The sequence below is a fragment of the Streptomyces sp. Z423-1 genome (assembly GCF_013009255.1).
GTDB classification, from domain to species: domain Bacteria; phylum Actinomycetota; class Actinomycetes; order Streptomycetales; family Streptomycetaceae; genus Streptomyces; species Streptomyces gossypiisoli.
The window spans coordinates 3,981,789-3,996,537 of record NZ_CP053109.1 but is presented as its reverse complement, the minus strand read 5'-3'; the positions used below and the strand labels follow the sequence as shown (position 1 = coordinate 3,996,537).

The 14,749-nt window shown below is 70.1% G+C and carries 11 protein-coding genes; 4 read left to right on the top strand and 7 right to left on the bottom strand.

Annotated features, from left to right (window positions below; translation table 11 throughout):
- Positions 1–35 precede the first annotated feature (35 nt).
- Both HJD23_RS17850 and HJD23_RS17845 read left to right on the top strand, forming a co-directional pair.
- Positions 36–731, top strand: coding sequence for a CoA pyrophosphatase (locus tag HJD23_RS17850; RefSeq protein WP_171109647.1), 696 nt, complete (start codon positions 36–38; stop codon positions 729–731).
- A 77-nt stretch (positions 732–808) separates the two neighbouring features.
- Positions 809–2,008: a MarP family serine protease gene (locus HJD23_RS17845; RefSeq protein ID WP_171109648.1), complete on the top strand. Its 1,200-nt coding sequence runs from the start codon at positions 809–811 to the stop codon at positions 2,006–2,008.
- Positions 2,009–2,020: 12 nt separating this feature from the next.
- Here the strand turns inward: HJD23_RS17845 and HJD23_RS43840 are convergent, their stop codons facing one another.
- The 6 genes from HJD23_RS43840 to HJD23_RS43835 form a co-directional block, all read right to left on the bottom strand.
- Positions 2,021–2,200, bottom strand: coding sequence for a hypothetical protein (locus HJD23_RS43840; RefSeq protein ID WP_232107541.1), 180 nt, complete (start codon positions 2,198–2,200; stop codon positions 2,021–2,023).
- 166 nt (positions 2,201–2,366) lie between these two features.
- Entirely contained in the window at positions 2,367–3,305 is a 939-nt protein-coding gene (locus HJD23_RS17840; protein WP_171109649.1) for an alpha/beta hydrolase, read from the bottom strand.
- The gene (locus HJD23_RS17835) at positions 3,302–3,808 is read right to left on the bottom strand and encodes a phage holin family protein (RefSeq protein ID WP_171109650.1); all 507 of its coding nucleotides are present in this window, start codon (positions 3,806–3,808) and stop codon (positions 3,302–3,304) included. Before HJD23_RS17835 ends, HJD23_RS17840 begins: the two co-directional genes overlap by 4 nt.
- A gap of 89 nt (positions 3,809–3,897) precedes the next feature.
- Complete coding sequence (gene nhaA, locus HJD23_RS17830) at positions 3,898–5,319, bottom strand: Na+/H+ antiporter NhaA (RefSeq protein ID WP_171109651.1); 1,422 nt, start codon at positions 5,317–5,319, stop codon at positions 3,898–3,900.
- 202 nt (positions 5,320–5,521) lie between these two features.
- Positions 5,522–7,477 carry an acetate--CoA ligase gene (acs, locus tag HJD23_RS17825; RefSeq protein ID WP_171109652.1) on the bottom strand — a complete coding sequence of 652 codons (1,956 nt, stop codon included), beginning with the start codon at positions 7,475–7,477 and terminating at the stop codon, positions 5,522–5,524.
- A gap of 355 nt (positions 7,478–7,832) precedes the next feature.
- Positions 7,833–10,922: a SulP family inorganic anion transporter gene (locus HJD23_RS43835; RefSeq protein WP_240980732.1), complete on the bottom strand. Its 3,090-nt coding sequence runs from the start codon at positions 10,920–10,922 to the stop codon at positions 7,833–7,835.
- A gap of 295 nt (positions 10,923–11,217) precedes the next feature.
- On the opposite strand from HJD23_RS43835, the gene HJD23_RS17810 reads away from it, so the two are divergent.
- Entirely contained in the window at positions 11,218–12,483 is a 1,266-nt protein-coding gene (locus HJD23_RS17810) for a hypothetical protein (RefSeq protein WP_171109653.1), read from the top strand.
- Positions 12,484–12,486: 3 nt separating this feature from the next.
- Here the strand turns inward: HJD23_RS17810 and HJD23_RS17805 are convergent, their stop codons facing one another.
- A complete protein-coding gene (locus tag HJD23_RS17805) occupies positions 12,487–13,467 on the bottom strand; it encodes an ATP-binding protein (protein ID WP_171109654.1) in 981 nt (326 codons plus the stop codon).
- A 101-nt stretch (positions 13,468–13,568) separates the two neighbouring features.
- On the opposite strand from HJD23_RS17805, the gene HJD23_RS17800 reads away from it, so the two are divergent.
- Positions 13,569–14,393 (top strand): Fic family protein, encoded by an 825-nt coding sequence (locus HJD23_RS17800; protein ID WP_171109655.1) that lies wholly within the window; start codon positions 13,569–13,571, stop codon positions 14,391–14,393.
- Positions 14,394–14,749 lie beyond the last annotated feature (356 nt).

The window sequence follows — 14,749 nt, the reverse complement described above, 5'->3', positions numbered from 1 at the left end:
CCCGCGTTGGACGCATCAGGACGACGGGGGTGGCGATGACACGAGCGAGCGAGACACAGGGTGGCCCGGTGGTGCTCAGCAAGGAGGGGCTGCCCGACTGGCTGGACCCGGTCGTGCACGTCGTGGAGACGGTGGAGCCGCTCCAGCTGAGCCGTTTCCTGCCCCCGAAGGACGGCGCCGGCCGCCAGTCCGCCGTACTCATCCTGTTCGGTGAGGGCGAGCGCGGCCCCGAGCTGCTGCTGATGGAGCGGGCGAGCTCGCTGCGCTCGCACGCCGGACAGCCCTCGTTCCCCGGTGGTGCGCTCGACCCCGAGGACGGCGATCCGCACGCCGACGGGCCGCTGCGGGCCGCGCTGCGCGAGGCGGAGGAGGAGACCGGCCTGGACCCGTCCGGGGTGCAGCTGTTCGGCGTGCTGCCCAGGCTCTACATCCCGGTGAGCGGCTTCGTCGTGACGCCGGTGCTGGGCTGGTGGTGGAAGCCGAGCCCGGTCGGAGTGGTGGACCCGAACGAGACGGCCCGGGTCTTCACGGTCCCCGTGGCGGATCTCACGGATCCCGACAACCGCGCCACCGCCATCCATCCCAGCGGCCACCGAGGTCCGGCATTTCTGGTCGAATCGGCGCTTGTCTGGGGCTTCACGGCCGGAATCATCGACCGCCTGCTGCACTACGCGGGCTGGGAGAGACCGTGGGACCGCGACAAGCAGGTCCCGCTCGACTGGCGGTCATGACAGGGTGGCCCTCGTGCTGTGGCCGGGCCCCGGCCGACCAGGAGTGATCGCGAAGTGATGAGGCGAGGCTTGAAGCGGTGAACGTGCTGGACATCCTGTTGCTGGTCGCCGCCGTGTGGTTCGCGATCGTGGGCTACCGCCAGGGCTTCGTCGTCGGCATCCTGTCGGTGATCGGCTTCCTGGGCGGCGGCCTCGTCGCCGTCTACTCCCTGCCCGTCATCTGGGACGCGCTGACCGCCAACGCGGAGGTGAGCACCACGGCCGCCGTCGTCGCGGTGGTCGTCGTGATCGTCTGCGCCTCGGTCGGCCAGGCCCTGACGACCCATCTCGGCAACAAGCTGCGCCGGTACATCACCTGGTCCCCGGCCCGCGCCCTGGACGCGACCGGCGGCGCCCTCGTCAATGTCGTCGCCATGCTGCTGGTGGCGTGGCTGATCGGCTCGGCGCTGGCCGGCACCACCCTGCCGACGCTCGGCAAGGAGGTACGCAGCTCCAAGGTGCTGCTCGGGGTGTCCCGGGCGCTGCCCGAGCAGGCCGACACGTGGTTCGCGGACTTCTCCTCGGTACTCGCGCAGAACGGTTTCCCGCAGGTCTTCAGCCCGTTCGCCAACGAGCCCATCACCGACGTACAGCCGCCCGACCCGGCCCTGGCCAACAGCCCCGTCGCCACGCGCGCCCAGCGCTCCATCGTCAAGGTGATGGGCACCGCCCAGAGCTGCGGCAAGGTCCTGGAGGGCACCGGCTTCGTCTTCGGCGAACGCCGTGTGATGACCAACGCGCACGTGGTGGGCGGTGTCGACGAACCCACCGTCCAGATAGGCGGGGAAGGCCGGCGGTACGACGCGACCGTCGTCCTGTACGACTGGGAGCGCGACATCGCCGTACTCGACGTACCCGACCTGGACGCGCCCGCCCTGAGGTTCGCCGCCGACGACGCGGTGAGCGGGGACAGCGCGATCGTCGCGGGCTTCCCGGAGAACGGGGCGTACGACGTGCGCGCCGCGCGCGTGCGGGGGCGCATCACCGCCAACGGCCCGGACATCTACCACCGGGGCACGGTCCGCCGCGATGTCTACTCGCTGTACGCGACCGTCCGCCAGGGCAACTCCGGCGGCCCGCTGCTGACGCCCGAGGGCGAGGTCTACGGTGTCGTCTTCGCCAAGTCCCTCGACGACGCCGAGACGGGGTACGCGCTGACCGTGGACGAGATCCGCGAGGACATCACCAAGGGTCGTACGGCGAACCAGCAGGTGGACAGCGACAGCTGCGCGCTCTAGCAGGCGGTGGCGTCACCCGCGCGGGTGACGCAGCCGTACCGAGACCCAGCGGGCCCGGCGGCGCAGAATGCGCGGGATGCCCACCCTCGGGTCGGTGCCCGCCAGTTGCGGGGTGCCCCGACGGTGGGGGCCCGGGCCGTTGCCCGAGCGGCGAGTGCGTGCTGCGTCACTGTAGTCGTGCGTCCAGCCCATACCCCGACGTGTGCCCCCGCCCCAAGGTCGATAACCGCCTCCGAGGCCGCCAATTGGCCTATGCGCCAGGCATTTGGCAGTTCGTAGTACAGGCGTACCGCTCCGCATACGGCACATCGGCTCGCCGACCGGCCGGGGGCGTGGCCTTTCGGCCGGACGTGCCTGTTCAGCGGTCCGGCTCGGGGTCCTTCAGCCAGCTGATCAGCTCGTGGGAGAACGCCGCAGGGTCCTCCTCGTGCGGGAAGTGGCCGAGACCGTCGAACAGGCGCCAGCGGTACGGGGCTTCGACGTACTCGCCGGACCCGGCCGCGCTGCGGGTGCGCATCACCGGATCGAGGGAGCCGTGCAGATGCAGGGTCGGCACGCGGACGGGCCGTTTCATCCGGCGGTTGAACTGGATGCCGTCGGGGCGGGCCAGGGAGCGGACCAGCCACCGGTACGGCTCGATCGAGCAGTGCGCCGTCGAGGGGATGCAGATCGCGCGCCGGTACGTAGCCACCGCGTCGTCCTCCGGCAGCCGCGGCCCGGCCCAGTCCCGGATCAGCCGCCCGACCAGCGCCCCGTCGTCCGCGACGAGCTGCCGCTCCGGGATCCACGGCCGCTGGAACCCCCAGATGTACGAACTCGCCGCCGTCTGCCGCACGTCGGAGAGCATCGCCGAGCGCCAGCGCCGGGGGTGCGGCATCGACGAGACCACCAGACGGCGTACCAGCTTCGGCCGCATCACGGCCGCCGTCCACGCCAGATAGCCGCCGAGGTCGTGCCCGACCAGCGCCGCGTCCGGCTCGCCGAGCGAGCGGACCACGCCGGTGATGTCGAGGGCGAGGTTGGCCGGGTCGTACCCGCGGGGCGTGCGGTCGCTGCCGCCGACCCCTCTGAGGTCCATGGCAACGGCCCGGAACCCGGCGTCGGCGAGCGCGACCAGCTGGTGCCGCCACGCCCACCAGAACTGCGGGAAGCCGTGCACCAGCATCACCAGCGGCCCGTCGCCCAGCTCCGCGATGTGGAAACGCGCGCCGTTCGCCGCCACGTCCCGGTGCGTCCAGGGGCCTTCGGGCCGGATGACCGAGCCGGACTGCGCCGAAGGGGTGTCGGGTTCCGTCATGACGACGAGCGTGCCACAGCCTCGATGGCCTCGGGCGCGCGGTCCCGGGGCAGCTCGGGCAGCTCCGGCCGCGCGGGGCGCGGATGCGGCTTGGCCTTCTGCAGCACGCCCGCCGACTCCTTCACCGACGCGGCCACCTTCTGCGGGCCCTTGCCCTTCTTGGTCTTCTTCGCGAACACCAGGCCGATCAGGGCGAGAACGAGGGCGATCAGGACGTTCGCCGTGAAGGACAGCAGGAAGCAGAGCGCGAGGTTCCAGTCGGTCCAGGTCCGGATGCCGTACGCCAGGGCGAAGTTGAGCATCGGCAGGGAGAACAGGAGCAGCACACCGGCCGCCATGAACGCGCCACCGCTCGTCGCACCGCGCTTGACGTCCTGCCTCAGCTGCGCCTTGGCCAGCGCGATCTCGTCGTGCACCAGCGCCGACATCTCGGCCGTCGCGGAGGCGAACAGCTGGCCGATGCTGCGTTCGGCGCCGACCGGGCTGCCGTCGGGTGCGCTCATCGCGGTCTCCCTCTTCTGCTTACTTCTGCGTACGGGGCCCGTCTGTGCCTGCCTGTGCACGGTCCCGTCTTTTGTACCGTCTCGTCAGATCATGCCGGACCGTCGCCTTCATCGCCTGCCCCGCCGCCCACTTCGGCAGGCTCGGCCGCCCTGATTTCGGCGAGCCGACGGTGTTCGGCGGCCTTGCGGTCGTAGATCTCCGCCATCCGCAGGTGGTACGCCGGGTCGTGCTCCTCGTAGATGTCCGGGATGCCGTCGCGGTCCTCGTCGCGGTCCTCGGCCTCGCACAGCCTGCGGTACTTGGCGTTGCGTATCTTCAGCAGCACTGTCGCGAGCAGGGCCGCTATCAGCGAGCCGGTCAGTACGGCGGCCTTGATCTCGTCCGTCAGTACCGCGTCGCCCTCGAAGGCCAGTTCGCCGATGAGCAGCGAGACGGTGAAGCCGATGCCGGCGAGCGAGGCGACGGCGAAGACGTCCGGCCAGGCGAGGTCCTCGCTGAGCGAGGCCCGGGTGAAGCGGGCGGTCAGCCAGGTGCCGCCGAAGATGCCGATCGTCTTGCCGACGACGAGACCGAGGACCACGCCCAGCGTCTCCGGCTTGGTGAAGACGTCCCCCAGGAGGCCGCCGGAGACCGAGACGCCCGCGCTGAACAGGGCGAACAGCGGCACGGCGAGGCCCGCGGACAGGGGGCGCACGAGGTGCTCGATGTGCTCGCCGGGGGAGTGCGCCTCACCCTTGTGGGTGGTGCAGCGCAGCATCAGGCCCATGGCGACGCCCGCGATGGTGGCGTGCACGCCGCTGTTGTACATCAGCGCCCAGATCACCAGCGCCAGCGGGACGTAGATGTACCAGCCGCGCACGCCCTTGCGCAGCAGCAGCCAGAAGACGCCGAGGCCGACGACGGCGCCGCCGAACGCGGCGAAGTTGATCGAGTCGGTGAAGAAGATCGCGATGATCATGATCGCGAACAGGTCGTCCACGACGGCGAGCGTCAGCAGGAAGGCACGCAGGGCGCTCGGCAGCGACGTACCGATGACCGCGAGCACGGCGAGCGCGAAGGCGATGTCCGTGGCGGTGGGCACCGCCCAGCCCGCCAGGGAGCCACCGCCGAGGCCGGCGGTGAGGCTGTAGACCAGCGCCGGTACGGCCATGCCGCACAGCGCGGCGACCACCGGCAGGACGGCCGCCTTGGGGTCGCGCAAATCGCCGGCGACCAGCTCACGCTTGAGCTCGATACCGGCGACGAAGAAGAAGATCGCGAGCAGCCCGTCGGCGGCCCAGTGCGCGACGGAGAGGTCGAGGCCGAGGGTGGCGGGGCCTATGTGAAAGTGCGAGACGGTCTCGTAGCTGTCCCGCAGCATGGGTATGTTTGCCCAGATCAGCGCGATGACCGCGGCGATGAGGAGCAGGACGCCGCCGACTGTCTCGGTGCGCAGCGCATCCGCTACGAAGGTCCGCTCGGGCAGGGACAGGCGGGCGAAAGCCTTGCGGGCGGGGCGGGGCGCGGTCACGGGAAGACCTCCGGTCGGTGGGCAGCACAAATGACATGCCGACCAGACTTCCCGGCGCACCTCTGAGCATTGTCGCGTTGTTGACGCGGTCCTTAGCTTACCTAAGATGAGGCGGGAAGGTCGGGGATCTTCACGTTACGTGCAAAAGGGGCACCCGGCGCGCCTGTCGCGTCCTGTGCCGGGTACCCCTTTTGGGCCGGGCTCAGTCCTCGCTGGGCGCCGCCGGGAGCTTCGCCTGGATGAGCTGCATCACCGTGCTGTCGGTCAGCGTGGTGACGTCACCCAGCTCACGGTTCTCGGCGACATCGCGCAGCAGTCGGCGCATGATCTTGCCGGAGCGGGTCTTCGGCAGCTCCGCCACCGGCAGGATCCGCTTGGGCTTGGCGATCGGGCCGAGCGTGGCGCCGACGTGGTTGCGCAGGTCGGCGACCAGGTTCTCGGTCTCGGCGGCCGTACCGCGCAGGATCACGAAGGCGACGATCGCCTGCCCGGTCGTCTCGTCCGCCGCGCCCACCACGGCCGCCTCGGCGACGGAGGGGTGGGAGACGAGGGCGGACTCGACCTCGGTGGTGGAGATGTTGTGACCGGAGACGAGCATGACGTCGTCGACGCGGCCGAGCAGCCAGATGTCGCCGTCGTCGTCCTTCTTGGCGCCGTCGCCGGCGAAGTACTTGCCCTCGAAGCGCGACCAGTACGTGTCGATGAACCGCTGGTCGTCGCCCCAGATCGTGCGCAGCATCGACGGCCACGGCTCGGTGAGGACCAGGTAGCCACCGCCGCCGTTCGGCACCTCGTTCGCCTCGTCGTCGACGACCGTCGCGGAGATGCCGGGCAGCGGCGTCTGCGCCGAGCCGGGCTTGGTCTCGGTGACGCCGGGCAGCGGCGAGATCATCATCGCGCCGGTCTCGGTCTGCCACCAGGTGTCCACGATGGGGGTGCGGTCGGCGCCGATGTTCTTCCGGTACCAGATCCAGGCCTCGGGGTTGATCGGCTCACCGACCGAGCCCAGGATCCGCAGGCTGGAGAGGTCGAACTTCGCGGGGATGTCGTCGCCCCACTTCATGAACGTACGGATCGCGGTGGGCGCGGTGTAGAGGATCGTGATCTTGTACTTCTGCACGATCTCCCAGAAGCGGCCCTGGTGCGGGGTGTCCGGGGTGCCCTCGTACATCACCTGGGTGGCACCGTTGGCGAGCGGCCCGTAGACGATGTACGAGTGCCCGGTGACCCAGCCGACGTCGGCCGTGCACCAGTACACGTCCGTCTCCGGCTTGAGGTCGAAGACGGCGTGGTGGGTGTACGAGGCCTGGGTGAGGTAGCCGCCGGAGGTGTGCAGGATGCCCTTCGGCTTACCCGTCGTACCGGAGGTGTAGAGGATGAACAGCGGGTGCTCCGCCTCGAACGCCTCCGGCGTGTGCTCGGCGGACTGCCGGTCGACGAGGTCGTGCCACCACACGTCCCGGCCCTCGGTCCACGCGACGTCCTGGCCGGTGCGGCGGACCACGAGCACATGCTCGACGTTGCCCGCCTTCTCCACCGCCTCGTCCACGGCCGGCTTCAGCGCGGACGGCTTGCCGCGCCGGTAGCCGCCGTCGGAGGTGATGACGATGCGTGCGTCGGCGTCCTGGATACGGGTCGCCAGCGCGTCCGCCGAGAAGCCGCCGAAGACGACCGAGTGCGCGGCGCCGATGCGGGCGCAGGCCAGCATCGCGACCGCGGTCTCCGGGATCATCGGCATGTAGACGGCGACCCGGTCGCCCTTCTGCACTCCCAGCTCCAGGAGGGCGTTGGCGGCCTTGGAGACCTCGTCCTTGAGCTCGGCGTAGGTGATGGCGCGGCTGTCGCCGGGCTCGCCCTCGAAGTGGATGGCCACGCGGTCGCCGTGCCCGGCCTCGACATGCCGGTCCACGCAGTTGTACGCGACATTGAGCTCGCCGTCCTTGAACCACTTGGCGAACGGCGGGTTCGACCAGTCCAGCGTCTCGGTCGGCTCCTTGGCCCAGGTCAGCCGGCGGGCCTGCGCGGCCCAGAAGCCGAGCCTGTCAGCCTTGGCCTGTTCATACGCCTCCGCCGTGACATTGGCATTGGCGGCCAGGTCGGCGGGGGGCGCGAACCTGCGCTCTTCTTTGAGCAGGTTGGCCAGGCTCTCGTTGCTCACGACATCTCCCTCTCGAAGGGTGTCCGTTGTGTCCCAGGCCACAGCTCATCAGACCGTGTGGCCCGATGACAAGGGTCGACGGGATATTGGTTTAGACCTGTCGGGGCGTGGTCACGGCATGCTCCTGGCTTGGCCAGGACGGCTCCGGATGTGTGGCCCTGTCCTGGCCAGGGCCACACTGGACCGCTTCCGACGCCTGGTCATTCCTTCCCACGGACGGCGTCGGAGGCCGGTTCAGTCTTGTTACGCCCCTCACATCGCCGGGCGGCTTTTCGGGGGGTGAGGGGTGGGCGCCCGGGCCAGGGGGAGTGGGTGTCCCCAGTGCCGCGTCACGGGCGGGCGTATCGGACGCCGCTCACGCGGACAGGTCCACCGCACGGACGGTGTCGAACACCTGCTCCCCGTCCGTCTCGGTGAGCAGATACGACTGTGCCTCCCCGACGTGGAAGTACATCCCATGCAGCTCCAACGCGCCCTCGCGCAGCGCCCGGGACACCGACTCGTGGGCGCGCAGGTGCTCCAGTTGCTGCACGACGTTGGTCAGGCACAGCTGTTCGACCACGTCGGCGGGCGGCCGCCCGGCCAGCCGGGGCCAGGGCCGGTCGTTGTCGGCCATGCGCTCCAGGCTGGGCAGCGCGTGCCGCAGCCACCGTCTGAGCGGCGTCCCCGCGCTGCCCGGCTCGGAGTTGAGCAGCGCCTGCATAGCTCCGCACCCGGAGTGGCCGCACACCGTGATGGACCGCACCTCCAGCACGTCCACCGCGTACTCGATGGCCGCCGCCACCGAGTCGTCGCCGCTCTCCTCACCGGGCCGTGGCACGAGGTTGCCGACGTTGCGCACCACGAACAGGTCGCCCGGACCACTGGAGGTGATCATCGAGGTGACCAGGCGCGAGTCGGCGCACGTGAGGAACAGCTGGACGGGGCGCTGTCCCTCGCGGGCCAGGCGTGCGAGTTCACCTCGGACCAGGGGGGCGGTGTTGCGCTGGAAGGCGCTGATGCCTCGGGCCAGTTGGTGGCTGGCGGGGGTGTTGGTGGCCGTGTTGGTGGGGGTGTTTTTGGCGGTGGAGGGCTCCGCGGGGGTGTGGGGGATGTTGGGGGTGTTGGGGTTGGGGGAGTGGTTGGGGTGGTGGGGGTCGCGGGGGGTATCGGAGCCGCTGAGGCGGTGGGAGTCGCGGGGGCTGTCGAAGCCGTGGGAGCCAGCGTTGGTGCCGTCGGCGTTGTATGAGTGGTCGGAGTGGGGGAAGCCGTTGGCGCTGATGGCGTTGCCCGAGTGGCTGGGGCTGTGGGGGTTGCCGGGGTTACCTGGATTACCGGGGGTTCCGGAGCCGTGGCTGCTGTTGGGGCTGCCAGAGCCGTCGGGGATGCCGGAGCCGTCGAAGATGCCGGAGCCGTCGGGGATGCCGGAGTCGGTGGAGCCGTAGGAGCCGACAGACCCGTACAAGCCCTGCGAGCTTGCCGAACTCTCCGAGCGCGGGGAGCGCGTCGAGCTTGCCGAGCCTTCAGCGTCCGGCGTGCCCTTCGCGCCCGTCGAACCGTTCGTGCCCAGCGTGCCTTTCGAGCCTGCCGAACCTTCCGTGCCCGTCGTGCCCTGCGAGCTTGCCGAACCTTCCGTGCCCGTCGTGCCCTGCGAGCCCGCCGACCCCACACCGGTCGCCGCGCCCTCAGATCCCACCACCCCCTTCACACCCGCCGAATCCGTCGAGCCCTCCGACCCACCGGAACCGTCCAAGCCTCCGTGCCACTCCGCACCCCCAGTCGTCACAAGCAGCGGCTGCTGCACCTCGCACTGGTGGTTGCGCCACGGCGTCCACGGGCTGCAGCGGCAACCGGCGGACGTGTCCTGTTCGTCGGCCCCGGTCTCCCCCTGACGGTCGGGGAAGTGCGTCGGCTCGGCGATGCGGACCCCGGCGCGGCGGCCGGTCAGCTCGACGGTGCCGCCCGTCGCGGTGTGTGTGTTCTGCCAGTCCTGCAGGGTCTCGTACGCCGCGTGGTCCATGAACGAGCCGTCCAACTCGACGATCACGTCGGCCCCTTGGGGTACGAGGTGCAGGGCACGGCTGAGCCGTGGCACCGCGAGGAACGTCAACTGTCCTCTTACCTGTACGTGATGGACTCCTTGCGTCACTTCATGGGTGATGCGGGTGCGGGTGAGACGGTGCAGGGCTACGCCGACGGCCACGGCGATCCCCAGCGCCACGCCCTCCAGGACGCCGAGGAGCACCACGCCGAGGGTGGTGACCACGTACACCAGCACCTCGCGGTGGCGGGTCACCGTGCGGATGTGGTTCAGGGACACCATCTGGATGCCGACGGCCATCACCAGGGCGGCGAGCGAGGCGAGCGGGATGAGCTCCAGGATCGGGACCATCAGCAGCGTGGCGATCACTACGAAAACGCCGTGCAGCATCGTGGAGTTCCGGCTCACGGCACCAGCTGCCACATTCGCGGAACTGCGCACGGCCACCCCCGCGACCGGCAGCCCGCCGAGTCCGCCGGAGACGATGTTGGCGGCGCCCTGACCGAGCAGTTCGCGGTCCAGGTCGGAGCGGGGGACGCGGGCGGTGCGGCCGGGCCGGGAGGCGGCCAGTTTGTCGACGGCGACCGCGCCGAGCAGCGACTGCACGCTGCACACCAGCGTGGTGCTGAGCACGGCGGCGACGAGGCCGAGCACCGGGCCCTCGGGCAGTCCTGCCAGGGCGTGGCTGCTCCAGTTGGGCAGCTCGACCTTGGGCAGGGTGAGTCCGGCCAGCGAGGCGGCCGCGGTCGCCCCGGCGACGGCGACGAGCGCGGCCGGCGCCTTGCGCAGCAGACGGCCCGCCCGGCCGGGCAGCCGTGGCCAGGCCAATAGCAGAGCGAGCGTGAGCATGCTCGTCGCGACGGCGGCCGGATGCAGGGCGGCGAGCTGGGCGGGCAGCGCGCGCAGATTGTCCAGGACCACGCTCTGCGGGGTGCCGCCGAGCACGATGTGCAGCTGTGCGACGGCGATGGTGACGCCGATGCCGGCCAGCATGCCGTGCACGATCGCGGGGCTGACGGCGAGCGCGGAGCGGGCCACGCGCAGACAGCCCAGCCCGAGCTGGGCGAGTCCGGCGAGGACGGTGATGGCGCATGTCGTACGCCATCCGTAGCGGTGGATGAGGTCGGCGGTGACGACCGTGAGGCCGGCCGCGGGGCCGCTCACCTGGAGCGGGGAGCCGCCGAGCCGCCCGGCGATCAGGCCGCCCACCGCCGCGGCGACGAGCCCGGCCTGGAGCGGCGCGCCGGTGGCGAGGGCGATGCCCAGGGACAGCGGCAGCGCGATCAGGAAGACAGAGATGGAGGCCGACACGTCGGCGCCGGCGATACGGAACCGGCGGCGCCGGGCCGGCGGCGGGCTGTGGGGTGGGTGGACCCGCTTCGGCCGATGCGGGTCGGGGGCTGTGGTGGGGATGCAGGCTGACATGTTTTCCCGTCTCCTCCGGGGCAGCGCGGTCGCGGAACAGGTGGTCCCCCGCTCGGGGCGGGGTCGGGTCGCGGCCGTGGGTCACGGCGTAACAGTGGCGGGATCAGCAACATTCAGTAAACGAATCGTAATGCAGAGTAAAGGTAGGGCATGGATTTTCCCGGCAAATGGGTTAAACAATCACCTCGCTGAGTGAAGTGGACATTTCATCGGCTTGTCGTACTAATCCCTTCTCTGTTCCGTGCGACGTTGGCGGCGCTGCCGACTGGTCGACTGGAGAAGGAAGGTGGGCGCAATGGCCGCCACCCGGAGGATCGCCGCGGGCGCCATGGGCGCTGCGGTCTGTGCCGTATCACTCGCCGGCTGTGGGGCCGGCTCCGGCAGTTCGGAGGGAGGGGTCTCCGGCCCGCAGGGTGCGCCGGCGCCGCCCAAGAGCGTGGTCCGGCTGATCGGGGACGGCTCCACCGCGTTCACCGGTGCGCAGCCCCACCTGGCCCGCCCGGAGCGGCTGAAGCCCGGTCAGAGGCCGCCGCAGTTCGTGGTGTTCTCCTGGGACGGTGCGGGCGAGGACAGTCAGCGGCTGTTCTCCCATTTCCGCGAGGTGGCCAAGGCCAACAACGCCACCATGACGTACTTCCTCAGCGGCGTGTACCTGCTGCCGGAGGACAAGCGCGGCCTGTACAAGCCGCCGCAGCACTCACCGGGCCGCTCCGACATCGGCTTCAACGACCGGCAGGGCATCGCCGACACCGTGAAGCAGTTGCGGCTGGCGTGGCTGGAGGGCAACGAGATCGGCACCCATTTCAACGGTCACTTCTGCGGCAGCGACGGTGGTGTCGGCGAGTGGTCGGTGGAGGAGTGGAAGGACGAGATCGCCCAGGCCAAGCAGTTCGTGAAGTCCTGGAAGACCAACAGCGGCCTGACGAACGCCGCCCCGCTGCCCTTCGACTACGACCGGGAACTCATCGGCGGCCGCACTCCCTGCCTGGAGGGCCAGGCCAACTTCCGCAAGGCCGCCCGCGAACTGGGCTTCCGCTATGACACCAGCGGCGTCAACAACCAGGTATGGCCCGGCAAGAAGGAGGGCCTGTGGGATCTGTCCATGCAGTTGGTGCCGTTCCCCGGGCACAAGTACGAGCAGCTGACCATGGACTACAACTTCATGGTCAACCAGTCGGGCACCACCACCCAGGGCGACCCCAGCATGTACGAGTTCTGGGGCAACCAGATGCGCGACGGCCTGCTCCAGGGCTTCCAGCGGGCGTACGACGGCAACCGCGCGCCCCTGATCATCGGCAACCACTTCGAGTCCTGGAACGGCGGCACCTACATGCGCGCCGTCGAGGATGTCATCGAGCAGGTGTGCACCAAGCCCGAGGTGCGCTGTGTGTCCTTCCGCCAGCTCGTCGACTGGCTGGACGCCCAAAACCCGAAGACCCTCGCGAAGCTGCGCACGCTGAAGGTCGGCGAGGCCCCGAAGCAGGGCTGGGAGTCCTTCCTGTCGGCCCGCCCCGCCCCGGCCCCGAAGGGTGCGCCCGGGGTGCCGGCGGACCGACGGTAGGCGTCAGGCGAGTTCGACCACGCCCTCGCCGAGCACGAAGTCGGGGTCGACCTGGGCGGCCAGGTCGGCCCCGTGCCGTTCGTTGGCCCAGGACTGGGCGTTCTTCAGGTGGAAGTGCACCATCTGGCGGGTGTAGCGCTCCCAGTCGCGTCGTTCGTACGTCGCGTCGGCGGTCGTGTGCAGCGTGTCCAGGGCGCGGCGGTTGGCGTCCTCCAGCTGGTCGAACCGGGGCGGCCGGCCCTTCTCCATGGCACGCACCCAGTCGGAGTGCCCGACCGTCACGAGCAGGTCGTCCCCGACTTCGGCGCGGAGGAAGTCGAGGTCGTCCTGGCCCTGCACCTTGTTGCCGACGACCTTCAGCTCGACGCCGAAGTCGCGGGCGTACTCCTTGTACTGGCGATAGACGGAGACCCCCTTCCGGGTCGGCTCGGCGACGAGGAACGTGATGTCGAAGCGGGTGAACATGCCCGAGGCGAAGGAGTCCGAGCCCGCTGTCATGTCCACCACGACGTACTCGTCGGGCCCGTCCATCAGGTGGTTCAGGCACAGCTCCACCGCTCCGGTCTTGGAGTGGTAGCAGGCGACCCCGAGGTCGGCATCGGTGAAGGGGCCGGTGACCATCAAACGGACGGCCCCGCCGTCGAGTTCCACCGGTCGGGCGCAGGCGTCGTAGACCGGGTTGTCCTCGCGCACCCGCAGCAGCCGCGAGCCCTCGCCGGGCGGCGTCGTCTTGATCATCGACTCGGCGGAGCCGATGCGCGGGTTCGTGCCGCGCAGGTAGTCCTTGATCAGCGCGAGCCGGTCGCCCATCGCGGGCAGCCCGGCGGCCACCGCCTCGTCGAGGCCGAGCGCGGCCCCGAGGTGCTGGTTGATGTCGGCGTCGATCGCGATGACCGGGGCGCCGACGGCCGCCAGGTGGCGGATGAACAGAGAGGACAGGGTGGTCTTTCCGCTGCCGCCCTTGCCAACGAAAGCAATTTTCATGTTCATCAAGCGTAGTGGTGCGTCGGGCGTGGGTCTCGGCGGGGCGTGAAGAAGACCACTCCTTCGTGGGGTTTCCGCTGGGGGTGCGTAGTGTCGTACTCATGAGTACGACAGGCGCGACCGCCGATCCGCTCGCCGCCCTGGGCTCGCTGCCCGGTGTGGCCGAGTCCGTGGAGTCCGTGCGCAAGGCTGTGGACCGGGTCTATGGGCACCGGGTCATGCGCCGGCGCAGTAACGAGATCACGTCCGAGGCGGCGCTGCGCGGGGCCCGCGGTTCCGCCGCGCTGTCCGGTGCGGACTGGGCCCTCGAAGAGGTGCGCCGGCGCACCGACTTCAGCGGCGACGACGAGGCCCGGGTGATGGGCGCGGCACTCCGGCTGTCCGCCGAGGCGGGTCAGCTGCTGTCCATCTGGCGGCAGTCCCCGCTGCGGGTGCTGGCCCGGATGCACCTGGTGGCGGCCGCGGACAAGGCCGACCAGGTCGGGCGGCCCCGCCAGCAGGGCGAGCCGGTCGACGAGCCGCTGATCGGACAGCCGCTGCCCGGCGCGGCTGAGGTGGCCGGGCGGCTGGAGGGGCTGTCCGAGTTGATCATCGCGGGGAGTGCGGCGCCCGCGCTGGTGACGGCCGCCGTCGTGCACGGCGAGCTGCTCGCGCTGCGTCCCTTCGTCTCGCACAACGGTTTGATCGCACGCACGGCCGAGCGAATCGTTCTGGTCGGCAGCGGCCTCGACCCGAAGTCGGTCTGCCCGGCCGAGGTGGGACACGCGGAACTGGGTCGCGCGGCCTATCTGGCGGCGTTCGAGGGGTACCTCTCCGGCACGGCCGAGGGCATGGCCGCGTGGATCGCGCACTGCGGCCGGGCTGTCGAGCTGGGTGCACGCGAGTCGACGGCGGTGTGCGAGGCGCTCCAGCGCGGGGCGGCGTAGAAGGTCCCGAAAAAGGGTTGCGGCGGTACGAGTTCTCGTACCGCCGCTGGCATGTCCACCCGGTTACCAAGCGTCCTCGATATGTCGCCCATCAGGTCGGGATCTTTGCCCGTGACCTGGTGCGGCTGGCCCGTAATCGACGGGTCGACGTCGCGTGGGTGCCCGGTGTTCATGCGCGGTCCGTGGGGCCAAATGCGTTCAAAAGGTGATCCTTTCGGATGTCCTTGGTCTCGCGGGCCGTTGTCTTCTTTGTACTCCAGGTGAGGGGCAAGCGGAAGTGGTCGCCTCGCTTCTTTACTTTCAAGTTCAAAGGTGTATTAAACGGGCTTCTGGCATTACGGCGTTGCTCGGGCGTG

Bases quoted from the DNA above. Each gene is read 5' to 3' on its own strand.
- HJD23_RS17850 (WP_171109647.1), top strand. From the start codon at position 36: ATGACACGAGCGAGCGAGACACAGGGTGGCCCGGTGGTGCTCAGCAAG.
- HJD23_RS43840 (WP_232107541.1), bottom strand. From the start codon at position 2,200: ATGGGCTGGACGCACGACTACAGTGACGCAGCACGCACTCGCCGCTCG.
- HJD23_RS17840 (WP_171109649.1), bottom strand. From the start codon at position 3,305: ATGACGGAACCCGACACCCCTTCGGCGCAGTCCGGCTCGGTCATCCGG.
- HJD23_RS17835 (WP_171109650.1), bottom strand. From the start codon at position 3,808: ATGAGCGCACCCGACGGCAGCCCGGTCGGCGCCGAACGCAGCATCGGC.
- HJD23_RS43835 (WP_240980732.1), bottom strand. From the start codon at position 10,922: ATGTCAGCCTGCATCCCCACCACAGCCCCCGACCCGCATCGGCCGAAG.
- HJD23_RS17810 (WP_171109653.1), top strand. From the start codon at position 11,218: ATGGCCGCCACCCGGAGGATCGCCGCGGGCGCCATGGGCGCTGCGGTC.
- HJD23_RS17805 (WP_171109654.1), bottom strand. From the start codon at position 13,467: ATGAAAATTGCTTTCGTTGGCAAGGGCGGCAGCGGAAAGACCACCCTG.
- HJD23_RS17800 (WP_171109655.1), top strand. From the start codon at position 13,569: ATGAGTACGACAGGCGCGACCGCCGATCCGCTCGCCGCCCTGGGCTCG.